Annotated in this window: 15 protein-coding genes and 1 tRNA gene; all 16 read left to right on the forward strand. The window is 60.1% G+C overall.

Translation table 11 applies throughout. From position 1 onward, the window contains the following. Positions 1-100: 100 nt before the first annotated feature. Positions 101-859 (forward strand): triose-phosphate isomerase, encoded by a 759-nt coding sequence (tpiA, locus tag D3878_RS03605; protein ID WP_119787679.1) that lies wholly within the window; start codon positions 101-103, stop codon positions 857-859. A gap of 47 nt (positions 860-906) precedes the next feature. Continuing rightward, positions 907-1,323 carry a preprotein translocase subunit SecG gene (gene secG, locus D3878_RS03610; protein WP_119784237.1) on the forward strand — a complete coding sequence of 139 codons (417 nt, stop codon included), beginning with the start codon at positions 907-909 and terminating at the stop codon, positions 1,321-1,323. Between the two features lie 82 nt (positions 1,324-1,405). Then, positions 1,406-1,490: transfer RNA gene (locus D3878_RS03615), tRNA-Leu, on the forward strand. Between the two features lie 137 nt (positions 1,491-1,627). Further along, positions 1,628-1,987, forward strand: coding sequence for an NADH-quinone oxidoreductase subunit A (locus D3878_RS03620; protein ID WP_119784238.1), 360 nt, complete (start codon positions 1,628-1,630; stop codon positions 1,985-1,987). Positions 1,988-1,990: 3 nt separating this feature from the next. After that, entirely contained in the window at positions 1,991-2,467 is a 477-nt protein-coding gene (locus D3878_RS03625; protein WP_119784239.1) for a NuoB/complex I 20 kDa subunit family protein, read from the forward strand. Between the two features lie 15 nt (positions 2,468-2,482). Beyond that, positions 2,483-3,079, forward strand: a complete 597-nt coding sequence (locus D3878_RS03630) for an NADH-quinone oxidoreductase subunit C (RefSeq protein ID WP_119784240.1) — start codon at positions 2,483-2,485, stop codon at positions 3,077-3,079. After that, on the forward strand, positions 3,079-4,332 hold the full coding sequence (locus D3878_RS03635) for an NADH-quinone oxidoreductase subunit D (protein WP_119784241.1): 1,254 nt from the start codon (positions 3,079-3,081) through the stop codon (positions 4,330-4,332). Before D3878_RS03630 ends, D3878_RS03635 begins: the two co-directional genes overlap by 1 nt. A gap of 224 nt (positions 4,333-4,556) precedes the next feature. After that, the gene (gene nuoE / locus D3878_RS03640) at positions 4,557-5,048 is read left to right on the forward strand and encodes an NADH-quinone oxidoreductase subunit NuoE (protein ID WP_119784242.1); all 492 of its coding nucleotides are present in this window, start codon (positions 4,557-4,559) and stop codon (positions 5,046-5,048) included. Further along, positions 5,045-6,340, forward strand: a complete 1,296-nt coding sequence (nuoF, locus tag D3878_RS03645; RefSeq protein ID WP_119784243.1) for an NADH-quinone oxidoreductase subunit NuoF — start codon at positions 5,045-5,047, stop codon at positions 6,338-6,340. The genes nuoE and nuoF overlap by 4 nt, the downstream gene beginning before the upstream one ends. A 45-nt stretch (positions 6,341-6,385) precedes the next feature. Beyond that, positions 6,386-8,734, forward strand: coding sequence for an NADH-quinone oxidoreductase subunit NuoG (nuoG, locus tag D3878_RS03650; protein ID WP_119784244.1), 2,349 nt, complete (start codon positions 6,386-6,388; stop codon positions 8,732-8,734). Beyond that, complete coding sequence (nuoH, locus tag D3878_RS03655) at positions 8,734-9,801, forward strand: NADH-quinone oxidoreductase subunit NuoH (RefSeq protein WP_119787680.1); 1,068 nt, start codon at positions 8,734-8,736, stop codon at positions 9,799-9,801. Before nuoG ends, nuoH begins: the two co-directional genes overlap by 1 nt. Positions 9,802-9,813: 12 nt before the next feature. Then, the gene (gene nuoI, locus D3878_RS03660; protein ID WP_119784245.1) at positions 9,814-10,302 is read left to right on the forward strand and encodes an NADH-quinone oxidoreductase subunit NuoI; all 489 of its coding nucleotides are present in this window, start codon (positions 9,814-9,816) and stop codon (positions 10,300-10,302) included. Between the two features lie 55 nt (positions 10,303-10,357). After that, entirely contained in the window at positions 10,358-10,996 is a 639-nt protein-coding gene (locus tag D3878_RS03665) for an NADH-quinone oxidoreductase subunit J (RefSeq protein WP_119784246.1), read from the forward strand. Between the two features lie 12 nt (positions 10,997-11,008). After that, positions 11,009-11,317 (forward strand): NADH-quinone oxidoreductase subunit NuoK, encoded by a 309-nt coding sequence (gene nuoK, locus D3878_RS03670; RefSeq protein ID WP_119784247.1) that lies wholly within the window; start codon positions 11,009-11,011, stop codon positions 11,315-11,317. Positions 11,318-11,341: 24 nt separating this feature from the next. Continuing rightward, positions 11,342-13,387, forward strand: a complete 2,046-nt coding sequence (gene nuoL / locus D3878_RS03675; RefSeq protein WP_119784248.1) for an NADH-quinone oxidoreductase subunit L — start codon at positions 11,342-11,344, stop codon at positions 13,385-13,387. Between the two features lie 27 nt (positions 13,388-13,414). Continuing rightward, positions 13,415-14,902, forward strand: a complete 1,488-nt coding sequence (locus tag D3878_RS03680) for an NADH-quinone oxidoreductase subunit M (RefSeq protein ID WP_119784249.1) — start codon at positions 13,415-13,417, stop codon at positions 14,900-14,902. Positions 14,903-14,934 lie beyond the last annotated feature (32 nt).

Consider the following 14,934-nt stretch of genomic DNA (forward strand, 5'->3'; position numbering starts at 1 on the left):
CGAAGTTGGGATGCGGCGCACGAAGAATTCAAGTCGCGCCGGTTTGACCGCATTTGCCACAGCGGGCTACAATAGCGGGTTATTTAAACAATGGACTGATATGCGTCGAAAATTAGTCGCTGGCAACTGGAAAATGAATGGCAGCTTGGCTGCCAATACTGCCTTGCTGGCTGGCCTGAAGGCCGGCTTGAAGGTCGACTTGCAACAAGCAGCATGCGATGTCGCCGTATGCGTGCCAACGCCTTACCTGGCGCAATGCCAGGCTGAACTGACCGGCAGCAGTATTGCCTGGGGTGCGCAGGATGTGTCCGTGCATGAAGCGGGCGCCTTTACTGGCGAGGTGGCGGCATCGATGTTGCTGGATTTCGGTTCTGCCTACGTGATCGTCGGCCATTCCGAGCGGCGCGCTTACCACGGCGAAAGCAGCGAACTGGTGGCGCAGAAAACCCTGCGCGCGCTGGCCGCGGGCTTGACCCCGATCGTCTGTGTCGGCGAAACCCTGGCCGAACGCGAGGCGGGGCAGACCGAGCTGGTGGTTGGTCGGCAAATCGACGCCGTACTGCAAGTCCTGGACGCAAGCCAGTTGCAGCGCATCGTGCTGGCTTATGAGCCTGTGTGGGCGATTGGCACCGGCAAGACTGCGACGCCGGCGATGGCGCAGGAAGTGCATGCCACGCTGCGCGCACGGCTGGCAAGCAAGGATGCCGCAGTCGCAGCGCAAGTGAAGATTTTGTATGGCGGCAGCATGAAGCCGGAAAATGCCAGCGAATTGCTGGCAATGCCGGATATCGATGGCGGCCTGATCGGTGGCGCAGCCTTGAAGGCAGCGGATTTTCTGGCGATCATCGGCGCAGCCTGATCGCATTTTTGACTGTTCAGCAATAACCTGCAATTGGAAGCGAATCAATGAATATCTTTTTTACTGTAATTATCGTCGTTCAGGTCCTGTCCGCCTTGACTATCATCGGCCTGGTCTTGCTGCAGCATGGCAAGGGCGCGGATATGGGGGCGGCATTCGGTTCCGGGGCATCCGGCAGCCTGTTCGGCGCCAGCGGCTCTTCCAACTTCCTGTCCAAGGCGACCGGTGTGGCTGCGACGATTTTCTTTTGCGCAACGCTGGCGCTGGCTTATGTCGGCAGCAAGCCTGGTGCGCTCAAGGGTGGCGTGATGGAGGGCTTGCCGGCAGTGCCCGCTGCCAGTAGCGTGGTGCCGACGCCAGCGCAATCCGCGACGACCGGCGATGCACAATCGGCTGCACCAGCGGCCACGCCAGCGGCAAATGCGCCGGCGCCCGCCGTTCCGGCGAATCAGATTCCGAAATAAAACAAATAGGGCCCCTCATTCATTGTTTTGCAGCAATGTACATTGAATAATGGTGGCAAAGCGGTTAAAATAACGGGCTAATGCCGACGTGGTGAAATTGGTAGACACGCTATCTTGAGGGGGTAGTGGCGCAAGCTGTGCGAGTTCGAGTCTCGCCGTCGGCACCAAAAAAATAACGAGATCAAAAAGCCAGCAAGGAGGTTTTGCCTATGCTGGCTTTTTATCGGGGAAAAGGGCGTTTGACCTGTGGTGGTAAGTCGGGTCGGGCGTCTTCTTGGTCAAACTATCTGCACGAGCACACACCGTGAACCTCGCAAATTACTTTCCAATTTTGTTGTTCATCCTGGTCGGCATTGGTGTCGGCGTCGTGCCGCAAGTGCTGGGTCGCGTGCTTGGCCCGCACAAGCCGGATGCTGAAAAATTGTCGCCGTACGAATGCGGCTTCGAGGCATTCGAAGATGCGCGCATGAAATTCGATGTGCGCTATTACCTGGTCGCCATTCTCTTCATCCTGTTCGATCTCGAAACCGCATTCTTCTTTCCGTGGGGTGTGGCCATGCGTGAGCTCGGCTGGGCCGGCTTCGTGACGATGATGGTGTTCATTGCCGAATTCGTGGTCGGATTTTGGTATATCTGGAAGAAAGGCGCCCTGAACTGGGAGTAAGTCATGGCTATTGAAGGCATATTGAACGAAGGCTTTGTCACCACGACGGCGGACAAGCTGATCAACTGGACCCGCACCGGCTCGCTGTGGCCGATGACCTTCGGTCTGGCCTGTTGCGCGGTGGAGATGATGCATGCGGGCGCCGCCCGTTACGACATGGATCGCTTCGGCGTGATTTTCCGGCCGTCGCCGCGCCAGTCCGACGTCATGATCGTCGCCGGTACCCTGTGCAACAAGATGGCGCCGGCGCTGCGCAAGGTGTACGACCAGATGTCCGAGCCGCGCTGGGTGATTTCGATGGGCTCCTGCGCCAACGGCGGCGGTTACTACCATTATTCCTATTCGGTGGTGCGCGGCTGCGACCGCATCGTGCCGGTGGATGTGTATGTGCCGGGTTGTCCGCCGACTGCGGAAGCGCTGATCTACGGCATCATGCAGCTGCAGAACAAGATCAAGCGCACCAATACGATCGCCCGCTAGGCGCAAAAGCATATTATGTCGACGAAACTAGAAATCCTTGAGGCTGCCTTGCGCAATGCGCTTGGCAGTCATCTTCAAAGCCTGAATGTCGCGCTGGGCGAGGTCACTATCGTGGTCAATGCCGCCGATTACCTGGCTGCCATGCGCGTCTTGCGCGACCATGCCGATCTGCGCTTCGAGGAGTTGATCGACCTGTGCGGCATCGATTATTCGACTTATGGCGATGGTGTCTGGGAAGGTCCGCGCTTTGCCGCGGTCTCGCACCTGCTGTCGATCGAACACAACTGGCGCCTGCGCGTGCGGGTTTTTGCGCCGGACGATGAATTGCCGGTGGTCGCCTCGGTGACCCAGATCTGGAATGCCGCCAACTGGTACGAGCGCGAAGCCTTCGACGTCATGGGCATCCTGTTCGAGGGGCATGACGACCTGCGCCGCATCCTGACCGACTACGGCTTCATCGGCCATCCGTTCCGCAAGGATTTCCCGGTCTCCGGCTATGTCGAGATGCGCTACGATCCGGAGCAGAAGCGCGTGATTTACCAGCCGGTGACGATCGAGCCGCGCGAAATCACGCCGCGCGTGATCCGCGAAGAACAGTACGGGGTCAAATAATGGCTGACATCAAAAACTATACTCTGAACTTCGGCCCGCAGCATCCGGCCGCGCACGGCGTATTGCGCCTGGTGCTGGAGCTCGACGGCGAAGTGATCCAGCGCGCCGACCCGCACATCGGCCTGCTGCACCGCGCCACCGAGAAGCTGGCCGAGCAAAAGACTTACCTGCAATCGGTCCCCTACATGGACCGCCTCGACTACGTGTCGATGATGTGCAACGAGCACGCCTACGTGATGGCGATCGAGAAACTGCTCGGCCTGGAAGTGCCGATTCGCGCGCAGTACATCCGCGTCATGTTCGACGAGATCACCCGGGTGCTGAATCACCTGATGTCGCTTGGTTCGCATGCGCTCGACGTTGGTGCGATGGCGGTATTCCTGTACGCCTTCCGCGAGCGCGAAGACCTGATGGATTGCTATGAAGCGGTTTCCGGCGCGCGCATGCATGCGGCCTACTACCGTCCGGGTGGCGTCTATCGCGACCTGCCGGATACCATGCCGCAATACCAGGCATCGCTGGTGCGCAATGACAAGGCGATCCGCCAGATGAATGAGAATCGCCAGGGTTCGCTGCTGGACTTCATCGAGGATTTTACCAGCCGTTTCCCGGGCTATATCGACGAGTACGAAACCCTGCTGACCGACAACCGCATCTGGAAACAGCGCCTGGTCGGCGTCGGCGTGGTTTCGCCCGAGCGCGCCAAGGCAATGGGCTTTACCGGCGCCATGCTGCGCGGTTCCGGCGTCGAATGGGATTTGCGCAAGAAGCAGCCGTACGAAGTGTATGATCTGCTGGACTTCGATATCCCGGTGGGCGTCAACGGCGACTGCTACGACCGCTATCTCGTGCGCGTCGAGGAAATGCGCCAGTCCAATCGCATCATCAAGCAGTGCGTCGAATGGTTGCGCAACAATCCCGGTCCGGTGATGACCGACAACCACAAGGTGGCGCCGCCGTCGCGCGTGGACATGAAGAGCAACATGGAAGAGCTGATCCACCATTTCAAGCTCTTTACCGAAGGCTTCCATGTGCCGGAAGGCGAGGTATATTCGGCCATCGAGCATCCGAAAGGCGAATTTGGCATTTATATCGTTTCCGACGGCGCCAACAAGCCTTACCGCCTGAAGATCCGCGCGCCGGGCTTTGCCCACCTGCAGGGCTTGAACGAGATGGCAAAGGGCCACATGATCGCCGACGCCGTGACGATCATCGGTACCCAGGACATCGTGTTTGGTGAGATCGACCGCTAAGCGTATGAATAAACCTACTGCGCGCCCCAATCCCGGATCTGCGATGCTCGCCGTACTTCAGTACGGCTGGCGAAGCAGGGAATTCGGACAGCATGCTGTCCGCCTGCGGAGCGACACTGGCTTGCAAGCCAGTGTGCGCCCTGCAAGGGCTTCTCGATCCGGCCTTGAGGCGCTCGCTACGGTTTCTTCACACGCTGATCAAGTTGAGATTTGAGGCAAAAACAATGCTGTTATCAGAGCAATCGTACAAAAAGATCGATCGCGAAATCGCGAAATTCCCCGCCGACCAGCGGCAGTCCGCCGTGATGGCCGCGCTCGCCATCGCGCAGAGCGAACTGGGCTGGCTGCCGCCGGAAGTCATGCAGGAACTTGCCGACTACATCGGCATGCCTGCCATCGCCGTGCAGGAAGTCGCGACCTTTTACGCGATGTACAACACCAGGCCGGTCGGCAAGAACAAGGTCACCGTCTGCACCAACCTGCCGTGCGCATTGTCGGGCGGCGTCCAGGCAGCCGAATACCTGAAGCGGAAACTCGGCATCGATTTCAAGGAAACCACCGCCGACGGCCTGTTCACGCTGCAGGAAGGCGAGTGCATGGGCGCCTGCGGCGATGCGCCGGTGCTGATCGTCAACAACAAGCGCATGTGCAGCCACATGTCGAATGAAAAGCTCGACGCACTGGTCGCGGAGCTTAGTGAGGTAACCCGGAAATGACTTGCCTGCACGATCGTCACATCAATCCCCTGATCCTGGCTGGCCTGGATGGCCAGAACTGGCACCTGGCCGATTACGTCAAGCGCGGCGGCTACGAGGCGCTCAAGCGCATCCTGGCTGAAAAAATCACGCCGGAACAGGTCATTGCAGAACTCAAGGCATCCTCGCTGCGCGGCCGCGGCGGCGCCGGTTTTCCGACCGGCCTGAAGTGGAGCTTCATGCCGCGCCAGTTCCCGGGACAAAAATACCTGGTCTGCAACACCGACGAGGGCGAGCCGGGTACCTTCAAGGACCGCGATATCATTCGCTACAACCCGCATGCCCTGATCGAGGGCATGGCGATCGGCGCCTATGCAATGGGCATCACCGTGGGCTACAACTATATCCACGGCGAGATCTGGTCCGAGTATGAGCGCTTCGAAGAAGCGCTGGAAGAGGCGCGCGCCGCCGGCTTCCTCGGCGATGGCATCATGGGCAGCGAGTTCAACTTCCAGTTGCACGCCTTTCATGGTTATGGCGCCTATATCTGCGGCGAGGAAACCGCCTTGCTGGAGTCGCTCGAAGGCAAGAAGGGCCAGCCGCGCTTCAAGCCGCCATTCCCGGCCAGCTTTGGCCTGTATGGCAAGCCGACCACCATCAACAATACCGAGACCTTCGCTGCCGTACCTTTCGTGATGAACATGGGTGGCGCTGCGTATGCCGCGCTGGGCAAGCCGAACAATGGCGGCACCAAGATTTTCTCGATCTCGGGCGACGTCGAGCGTCCCGGCAATTATGAAATTCCGCTGGGTACGCCGTTCGCCAAGCTGCTGGAACTGGCTGGCGGCATGCGCGGTGGCAAGAAGATCAAGGCGGTGATCCCGGGCGGATCCTCCGCCCCGGTGGTCACCGGCGAAGTCATGATGGCTACCGACATGGACTACGACGGGATTTCCAAGGCCGGCTCGATGCTGGGTTCGGGCGCCGTGATCGTGATGGACGAGACGCGCTGCATGGTCAAGTCGCTGCTGCGTCTGTCGTACTTCTATTACGAGGAATCCTGCGGCCAGTGCACGCCGTGCCGCGAAGGCACCGGCTGGCTGTACCGCATGGTGCACCGGATCGAACACGGCCAGGGCCGTCCGGAAGACCTGGACATGCTCAATTCGATCGCCGACAACATCCAGGGGCGCACCATTTGCGCGCTGGGCGACGCCGCGGCGATGCCGGTGCGCGGCATGATCAAGAATTTCCGCGAAGAGTTTGCGTACCACATCGAGCACAAGCATTGCCTGGTACCCGCTTACATTTAACAGATCCGGTGCGTTTCACGTACCCTAGGGCGAAGATAAAAAGCCATGGTTGAAATCGAAATTGACGGTAAGAAGGTCGAAGTGCAGGAAGGCAGCATGGTGATGGACGCTGCCAACAAGCTCGGCACTTACATCCCCCATTTCTGCTATCACAAGAAGCTGTCCATCGCGGCCAATTGCCGCATGTGCCTGGTCGAGGTCGAGAAGGCGCCCAAGCCCTTGCCGGCTTGCGCGACTCCGGTCACGGCCGGCATGATCGTGCGCTCCAACAGCACCAAGGCCGTCGCCGCGCAAAAGAGCGTGATGGAATTCCTGCTGATTAACCACCCGCTGGATTGCCCAATCTGCGACCAGGGCGGCGAATGCCAGTTGCAGGACCTCGCAGTCGGCTACGGCGGTTCCTCGTCGCGCTACGACGAAGAAAAGCGCGCCGTCGCGCCCAAGGAGGCCGGCCCGCTGATCTCGATGCAAGAGATGAGCCGCTGCATCCATTGCACCCGCTGCGTGCGCTTTGGCCAGGAAATCGCCGGCGTGATGGAATTCGGCATGCTGGGCCGCGGCGAGCACGCCGAAATCACTTCCTTTGTCGGCAAGACGGTCGATTCCGAATTGTCGGGCAATATGATCGACCTGTGCCCGGTCGGTGCGCTGACCTCCAAGCCGTTCCGCTACAGCGCCCGTACCTGGGAATTGTCGCGCCGTAAATCGGTCAGCCCGCATGACAGCCTGGGTAGCAACCTGGTGGTACAGGTCAAGGGCGGCAAGGTCATGCGCGTGCTGCCGCTGGAAAACGACGACATCAATGAATGCTGGTTGTCTGACCGCGACCGTTTCGCCTATGAAGGCGTCAACAGCGCCGAGCGCCTGACCGCGCCGATGATCAAGCAGGACGGCCAGTGGATCACCACCGACTGGAAAACCGCACTGGAATACGTGGCCCACGGCTTGCGCAATATCCGCCACGAGCATGGCGCCGATGCGATTGCCGCGCTGGCCGCGCCGCATTCCACCCTGGAAGAATTGTCGCTGCTGCAGAAAGTCGTGCGCGGCCTCGGTTCGGCCAATGTCGATTTCCGCCTGCGTCAATCCGACTTTGTCCTCGATGGCAAGGTCACGCCGTGGCTGGGCATGTCGGTGACCGAATTCGGCCAGCTGCGCCGCGCGCTCGTGATCGGTTCCTTCCTGCGCAAGGATCATCCGCTGCTGGCGGCAAAACTGCGCCAGGCGGTCAAGCGCGGCGCCAAGCTCAGCATCGTGCATGGCAGCGACGATGACTTGCTGATGCCGGTTGCTAACAAAATCATCGCCGCGCCGTCGGAATGGCTGGCAGTCTTGTCCCAGGTGATCGCCGCCGTGGCGCTGGCCAAAGGCATCGCCGCCCCGACAGGCTTCGAAGCGATCGAAGCCTCCGACGCCGCCAAGGCTATCGCCGCCAGCCTGCTGGCCGAGGAGCCGACCGCCATCCTGCTCGGCAATGCCGCTGCCCAGCATCCGCAAGCGGCGTTGCTGCACGTGGCTGCCGAGTGGATTGCGCAGAATACCAATGCCAGCTTCGGTTACCTGACCGAAGCCGCCAACACTGTCGGCGGCTACCTCGCCAATGCGATTCCCGGCAATGGCGCCGAGCGTGGCGCCAACGCACTGGAAGCGTTTGCGCAAGCGCGCAAGGCTTACCTGCTGCTCAATGCCGAGCCGGAATACGACAGCCACAATCCGCAACAGGCGCGCGCTGCCCTCGAGCAGGCGGAAATGGTGGTAGTGATGTCGCCGTTCGTGCAAGGCAAGGACTATGCAGACGTGCTGCTGCCGGTGGCGCCGTTTTCCGAAACCTCCGGCACCTTCGTCAGCGCCGAAGGCCGCGCACAAAGCTTCAACGGCACCGTCAAGCCGCTGGGTGAAACCCGTCCCGGCTGGAAGGTACTGCGCGTGCTGGGCAACCTGCTGGAGCTGGGCGGTTTCGACTACGAATCCTCGGAAGCCATCCGCAATGAAATCCTCGGCGTCGCCACGCCGGCCGAGGCCGACCTGCGCGGCCGCCTGAACAATCTTTCCGGCCTGGCACCGCTGGCGGCGCAAGCCGCCGTCGCCACCGGGCTGGAACGGCTCGCCGACGTGCCGATCTACGCCGGCGACGCCATTGTGCGCCGCGCCGAGTCGCTGCAACAAACCGCCGATGCGCAGGCGCCGGCGGCGTGGATTTCCGCAGCGCTGGCACAACAACTCGGAGTTGCGGCTGGCGGCACGATCAATGTGAAACAAGGGCAGGGTAGTGCGACCCTGGAAGTCGGCATCGCCCGCGGCTTGCCGGACAATGTCGTGCGCGTCGCCGCGGCGCATGCAGCGACCGTCGGCCTGGGCGCCATGTTCGGTGAAATCAGCGTGGAGAAGGCATGATGGATCAATTTCTCGCGACATTGCACACCCACGGCAATATGTATCTGGGCGCCTTCTGGCCGCTGGTCTGGAACCTCGTCAAGATCGTTCTCATCGTGCTGCCGATCATGGGCTGCGTTGCTTACCTGACCCTGTGGGAACGCAAGCTGATTGGCTGGATGCATATCCGTATCGGCCCGAACCGTGTCGGTCCGGCCGGCTTGCTGCAGCCGATCGCCGATGCCCTGAAGCTGCTGCTCAAGGAAATCATCAAGCCGGCCAAGGCCAGCACGGCCTTGTTTTTCATCGCGCCGATCATGACCATCATGCCGGCCCTGGCGGCCTGGGCGGTGATCCCCTTCGGCCCGGACCTGGCGCTGGCCAACATCAATGCCGGCCTGCTGTTCGTCATGGCCATCACCTCGATGGAAGTGTACGGCGTGATCATCGCCGGCTGGGCATCCAACTCCAAGTACGCCTTCCTCGGCGCCATGCGCGCCTCGGCGCAGATGGTGTCGTATGAAATCGCCATGGGCTTTGCGCTGGTGATCGTGCTGATGGTCTCGGGCAGCCTGAATTTCGGCGAAATCGTCGGCATGCAGACCCGCGGGATGTTTGCCGACATGGGCCTGAACTTCCTGTCGTGGAACTGGCTGCCGCTGTTGCCGATCTTCGTGATCTACGTGATTTCCGGCATCGCCGAAACCAACCGTCATCCGTTCGACGTGGTGGAAGGCGAATCGGAAATCGTTGCCGGCCACATGGTGGAATATTCGGGCATGTCGTTCGCCATGTTCTTCCTGGCCGAATACGCCAACATGATCCTGATCTCGGCGCTGGCGTCGCTGATGTTCCTCGGCGGCTGGGATGCGCCGTTCGGTTTCCTGTCCTTTATCCCGGGATGGATCTGGCTGGGCATCAAGACCTTCTTCGTGGTGTCGCTGTTCATCTGGGCGCGCGCATCGTTCCCGCGCTACCGCTATGACCAGATCATGCGCCTGGGCTGGAAAGTATTCATTCCGCTGACCCTGGCCTACCTGGTGATCGTGGCCGGCTGGATCCTGTCGCCATGGAATATTTGGAAATAAAGGCGCAATAAAATGGAAGCCATTAAAGATTTTTTCGGCAGCCTGCTGCTGCGCGAGCTGGTCAAGGGCCTGGCCCTGACTGGTCGCTATTTGTTCGCTCGCAAGATCACGGTACTGTTCCCCGAAGAGAAGACGCCGATGTCGCCGCGTTTTCGCGGTCTGCATGCGCTGCGCCGCTACCCGAACGGCGAAGAGCGTTGCATCGCCTGCAAACTGTGCGAAGCGGTATGCCCGGCACTGGCCATCACCATCGAATCGGAACAGCGTGATGACGGCAGCCGCCGTACCACCCGTTACGACATCGACCTGACCAAGTGCATCTTCTGCGGCTTCTGCGAAGAGTCGTGCCCGGTTGATTCGATCGTCGAGACGCATCATCTGGAATACCACGGCGAAAAACGCGGCGATCTGTACTACACCAAGGAAATGCTGCTTGCCGTGGGTGACCGGTATGAGAAAGAAATTGCCGCGAACCGCGCGGCCGATGCCGCCTATCGTTGATCCGATTGCATTGACAAGATAGCAGCTTCGCAAAAAATTATTTATCTGGCCCATTATGGAATTTACAACTGCATTGTTTTACGCGTTTTCGACAATCATGGTGATTGCCGCCCTGCGCGTCATTACCGCCCGCAACCCGGTCCATGCCGCGCTGTTCCTGGTGCTGACATTCTTTTCCGCTGCCGCGATCTGGCTCCTGCTGAAAGCCGAATTCCTCGCCATCGTACTGGTGCTGGTGTATGTCGGCGCGGTCATGGTGCTGTTCCTGTTCGTGGTGATGATGCTCGACATTAATCTGGAAAAGCTGCGCGCCGGCTTCTGGGGTTACCTGCCGCTGGCGGCCGGCATCGGCGTGCTGATCGTGCTGCAGATGGCGGCGGTGATCTGGCGCGGCTTCCTCAAGGCTGACCAGGTAATCCCGGCAGCGTCTGCGAGCATTGGCGGCACCAAGGAGCTGGGCTTGCTGATCTATACCCAGTACATCTATGCGTTTGAAATCGCTGCGGTGATCCTGCTGGTGGCGATCGTTGCCGCCGTTGCGCTGACCCTGCGTCGCCGCAAGGACAGCAAGTATTTCAGCCCGTCGGATGCGGTCAAGGTCAAGGCCAGCGACCGCGTGCGCATCGTCAAGATGAAGGCGGAATCCAATCGCGACGCCGCGCAACCCGCAGCTCCTGCGGCAGAACAGAAATAAGGGGGAGGGACTATGGACTTGTCACTCGCGCATTTCCTGGTGCTTGGCGCCATCCTGTTTGCGATTTCGATCGTCGGCATTTTCCTGAACCGGAAAAACATCATCATCCTGCTGATGGCGATCGAATTGATGCTGCTGGCCGTGAACATGAATTTCATCGCGTTTTCCCATTACCTGGGCGACGCGGCCGGGCAGATCTTCGTTTTCTTCATTCTGACCGTTGCCGCGGCTGAGTCCGCGATCGGTCTGGCCATCCTCGTGGTGCTGTTCCGTAACCAGGACACCATCAATGTTGAAGATCTCGATACCCTCAAGGGTTAACCATAATTAACGATAAGGTCGAACATGGCGGGGCAACTCAACCCTAACCTCCTACTTGCCGTACCACTGGCGCCGCTGGTCGGCTCCGCAATTGCGGGCCTCCTTGGCACCAGGTTTTTTGGCAATGTAATCGGACGCAAGACTTCGCACACGGTCACCATCCTGGGCGTGCTGATCGCATTCCTGATCTCGGTGCAGACCCTGCTGGCGGTGCTGGATGGCGCCACCTACAACGGCAGCGTGTATGAATGGATGACGGTGGCTGGCGTGAAGCTGGAAGTTGGCTTCCTGGTCGACAGCCTGACCGCGATGATGATGTGCGTGGTGACCTTCGTGTCGCTGATGGTGCACATCTATACGATCGGCTACATGAAGGATGACGAGGGCTACAACCGCTTCTTCTCGTACATCTCGCTGTTTACCTTCTCGATGCTGATGCTGGTCATGAGCAACAACTTCCTGCAGCTGTTCTTCGGCTGGGAAGCGGTTGGCCTGGTGTCGTACCTGCTGATCGGTTTCTGGTATACCCGGCCGACGGCGATCTACGCCAACATGAAGGCCTTCCTGGTCAACCGTGTCGGCGACTTCGGCTTCATTCTCGGCATCGGCCTGCTGCTGGCCTATGCAGGTTCGATGGATTACAACGAAGTGTTTGCCAAGCGCGAGCAACTGGCAACCCTGACCCTGCCGGGCTCCGACTGGATGCTGCTGACGGTGGCCTGCATCTGCCTGTTCATCGGCGCCATGGGCAAGTCGGCGCAATTCCCGCTGCACGTGTGGCTGCCCGATTCGATGGAAGGCCCGACACCAATCTCGGCGCTGATCCATGCGGCGACCATGGTGACCGCCGGCATCTTCATGGTGGCGCGCATGTCGCCGCTGTTCGAACTGTCTGACACCGCCTTGTCGTTCATCATCGTGATCGGTTCCATTACGGCGCTGTTCATGGGTTTCCTCGGCATCATCCAGAACGACATCAAGCGCGTGGTGGCGTATTCGACGCTGTCGCAGCTGGGCTACATGACGGTGGCGCTGGGCGCTTCGGCCTACTCGGTAGCGGTGTTCCACCTGATGACCCACGCATTCTTCAAGGCGCTGCTGTTCCTTGGCGCCGGCGCGGTCATCATCGGCATGCACCATGACCAGGATATCCGCAACATGGGCGGCCTGCGCAAGTACATGCCGATCACCTGGATCACGTCGCTGCTGGGTTCGCTGGCCCTGATCGGCACGCCGTTCTTCTCCGGTTTCTACTCGAAGGACAGCATCATCATCGCCGTCCAGCATGCCAATATCGCCGGCGCGGGCTTTGCCTACTTCGCCGTGATGGCAGGCGTGTTCGTGACAGCGTTCTATTCGTTCCGCATGTATTTCCTGGTGTTCCATGGCGAAGAGCGTTTCGGCAAGGGGCATCACGATCATCACGGCGACCACGCCGATGAGGAAGTGTCCCCAGACCATCACCATGGCCTGGCTCCCGGCGAGAAGCCGCACGAGGCGCCGCTGGTGGTGACCCTGCCGCTGATCCTGCTGGCGATTCCATCGGTCGTGATCGGTTTCTTCACGGTCGGCCCGATGCTGTTCGGCGAGTTCTTCAACAATGTGATCTTCGTCAGCGCAGCGCATCCGGCCATGGCCGAACTGGCGCGCGACTTCCACGGCGCGGTAGCGATGGGACTGCACGGCTTCGTCACGCCGGTGTTCGCGCTGGCTGCTGGCGGCGTGGTGGCGGCGTACTACTGCTACATGGTCAATCCGCGCGTGCCGGCCTGGTTCTTCCACAAGTTCCACGCCGTGCATACGCTGCTAGACAACAAGTACTACATGGACAAGATCAACGAAGTCGTATTCGCCGGCGGCGCCCGTGCGCTGGGCGGCGGCTTCTGGAAGGTGGGCGACCGCGGCCTGATCGACGGCCTGATCGTCAATGGCAGCGCCCAAGTAGTCGAATGGTTTGCCCGGTTCACCCGCCGCTTCCAGTCGGGTTATATCTACCACTACGCTTTCGTGATGATCATCGGCGTGTTGGGCTTCCTGATCTGGTTCTTGCCGTTCCCGTTCGCCCAATAACCGGCCAAGCAAAATAAAAAAGCAATTATGATGCAGTCAACCATACCCCTCCTGAGCCTGGCGATCTGGTGCCCGATCGCATTCGGCGTATTCATCCTGGCATTCGGCCGCGACAACAATCCCGCCCTGGCGCGCGGGGTAGCGCTGATCGGTTCGCTGATCAGCTTCCTGGTGACGCTGCCGCTGGTCGCGCAATTCGACAATGCCGCGCACGGCATGCAGTTCGTCGAGAAATTCGCCTGGATCGATCGCTTCAATATCTTCTATTCTCTCGGTATCGACGGCATTTCGCTCTGGTTCGTGCCGCTGACGGCGTTCGTCACCGTGCTGGTGGTGGTGGCCGGCTGGGAAGTGATCGAGGACCGCGTAGCGCAATACATGGGCGCCTTCCTGATCCTGTCGGGCGTGATGATCGGTGTGTTTTGCGCACTCGACGGCGTGCTGTTCTACGTATTCTTCGAAGCGACCCTGATCCCGATGTTCATCATTATCGGCGTCTGGGGCGGCCCCAATCGCGTGTATGCGGCGATCAAGTTCTTCCTGTACACCTTCCTCGGCTCGCTGCTGATGCTGGTGGCGCTGCTGTACCTGTACTTCAAGTCGGGCAGCTTCGATATCCTGGCCTGGCACAAGCTGCCGCTGCCGATCGAAGCGCAGGTCCTGATCTTCCTGGCCTTCCTGATGGCTTTTGCGGTCAAGGTGCCGATGTGGCCGGTGCATACCTGGCTGCCGGATGCCCACGTCGAAGCACCGACCGGCGGCTCGGTGGTGCTGGCGGCAATCATGCTGAAGCTGGGCGGCTATGGTTTCCTGCGGTTCTCGCTGCCGATCGCACCGGACGCCAGCCAGCAGCTGTCCTGGCTGATCATTGCCCTGTCGCTGATCGCGGTGATCTACATCGGCCTGGTGGCGCTGGTGCAGACCGACATGAAGAAGCTGGTGGCCTATTCGTCGATCGCCCACATGGGCTTCGTCACCCTCGGTTTCTTCATCTTCAACGACATCGGCGTACAGGGCGGTATTGTGCAGATGATTTCGCACGGTTTCGTCTCGGCCGCCATGTTCCTGTGCATCGGCGTGCTGTACGACCGCATGCATTCGCGTGAAATCGCCGATTACGGCGGGGTGGTCAATACCATGCCGCGCTTTGCTGCCTTCTTTGTCCTGTTCTCGATGGCCAACTGCGGCCTGCCGGCGACCTCGGGCTTCGTCGGCGAGTTCATGGTGATCCTGGGCGCGGTGAAGTTCAATTTCTGGATTGGCGTGCTGACCGCAACCGCGCTGATCCTCGGCGCCGCCTATTCGCTGTGGCTGGCCAAGCGCGTGATCTTCGGCGATGTCGCCAACGCCCACGTTGCCGCGCTGGTCGACTTGAACAAGCGCGAGTTCCTGGTCCTCGGCGTGCTGGCGATCGCCGTGCTGGTGATGGGCCTGTATCCGGCGCCGTTCACCGATGCGATGCAGACCTCGGTGACCGATTTGCTCAAGCATGTCGCCACCTCGAAACTGAATTAAAACAAGCGATGCTGTCGCCCATTAAGTGAATA

The organism is Noviherbaspirillum sedimenti, assembly GCF_003590835.1.
Taxonomy (GTDB): domain Bacteria; phylum Pseudomonadota; class Gammaproteobacteria; order Burkholderiales; family Burkholderiaceae_D; genus Paucimonas; species Paucimonas sedimenti.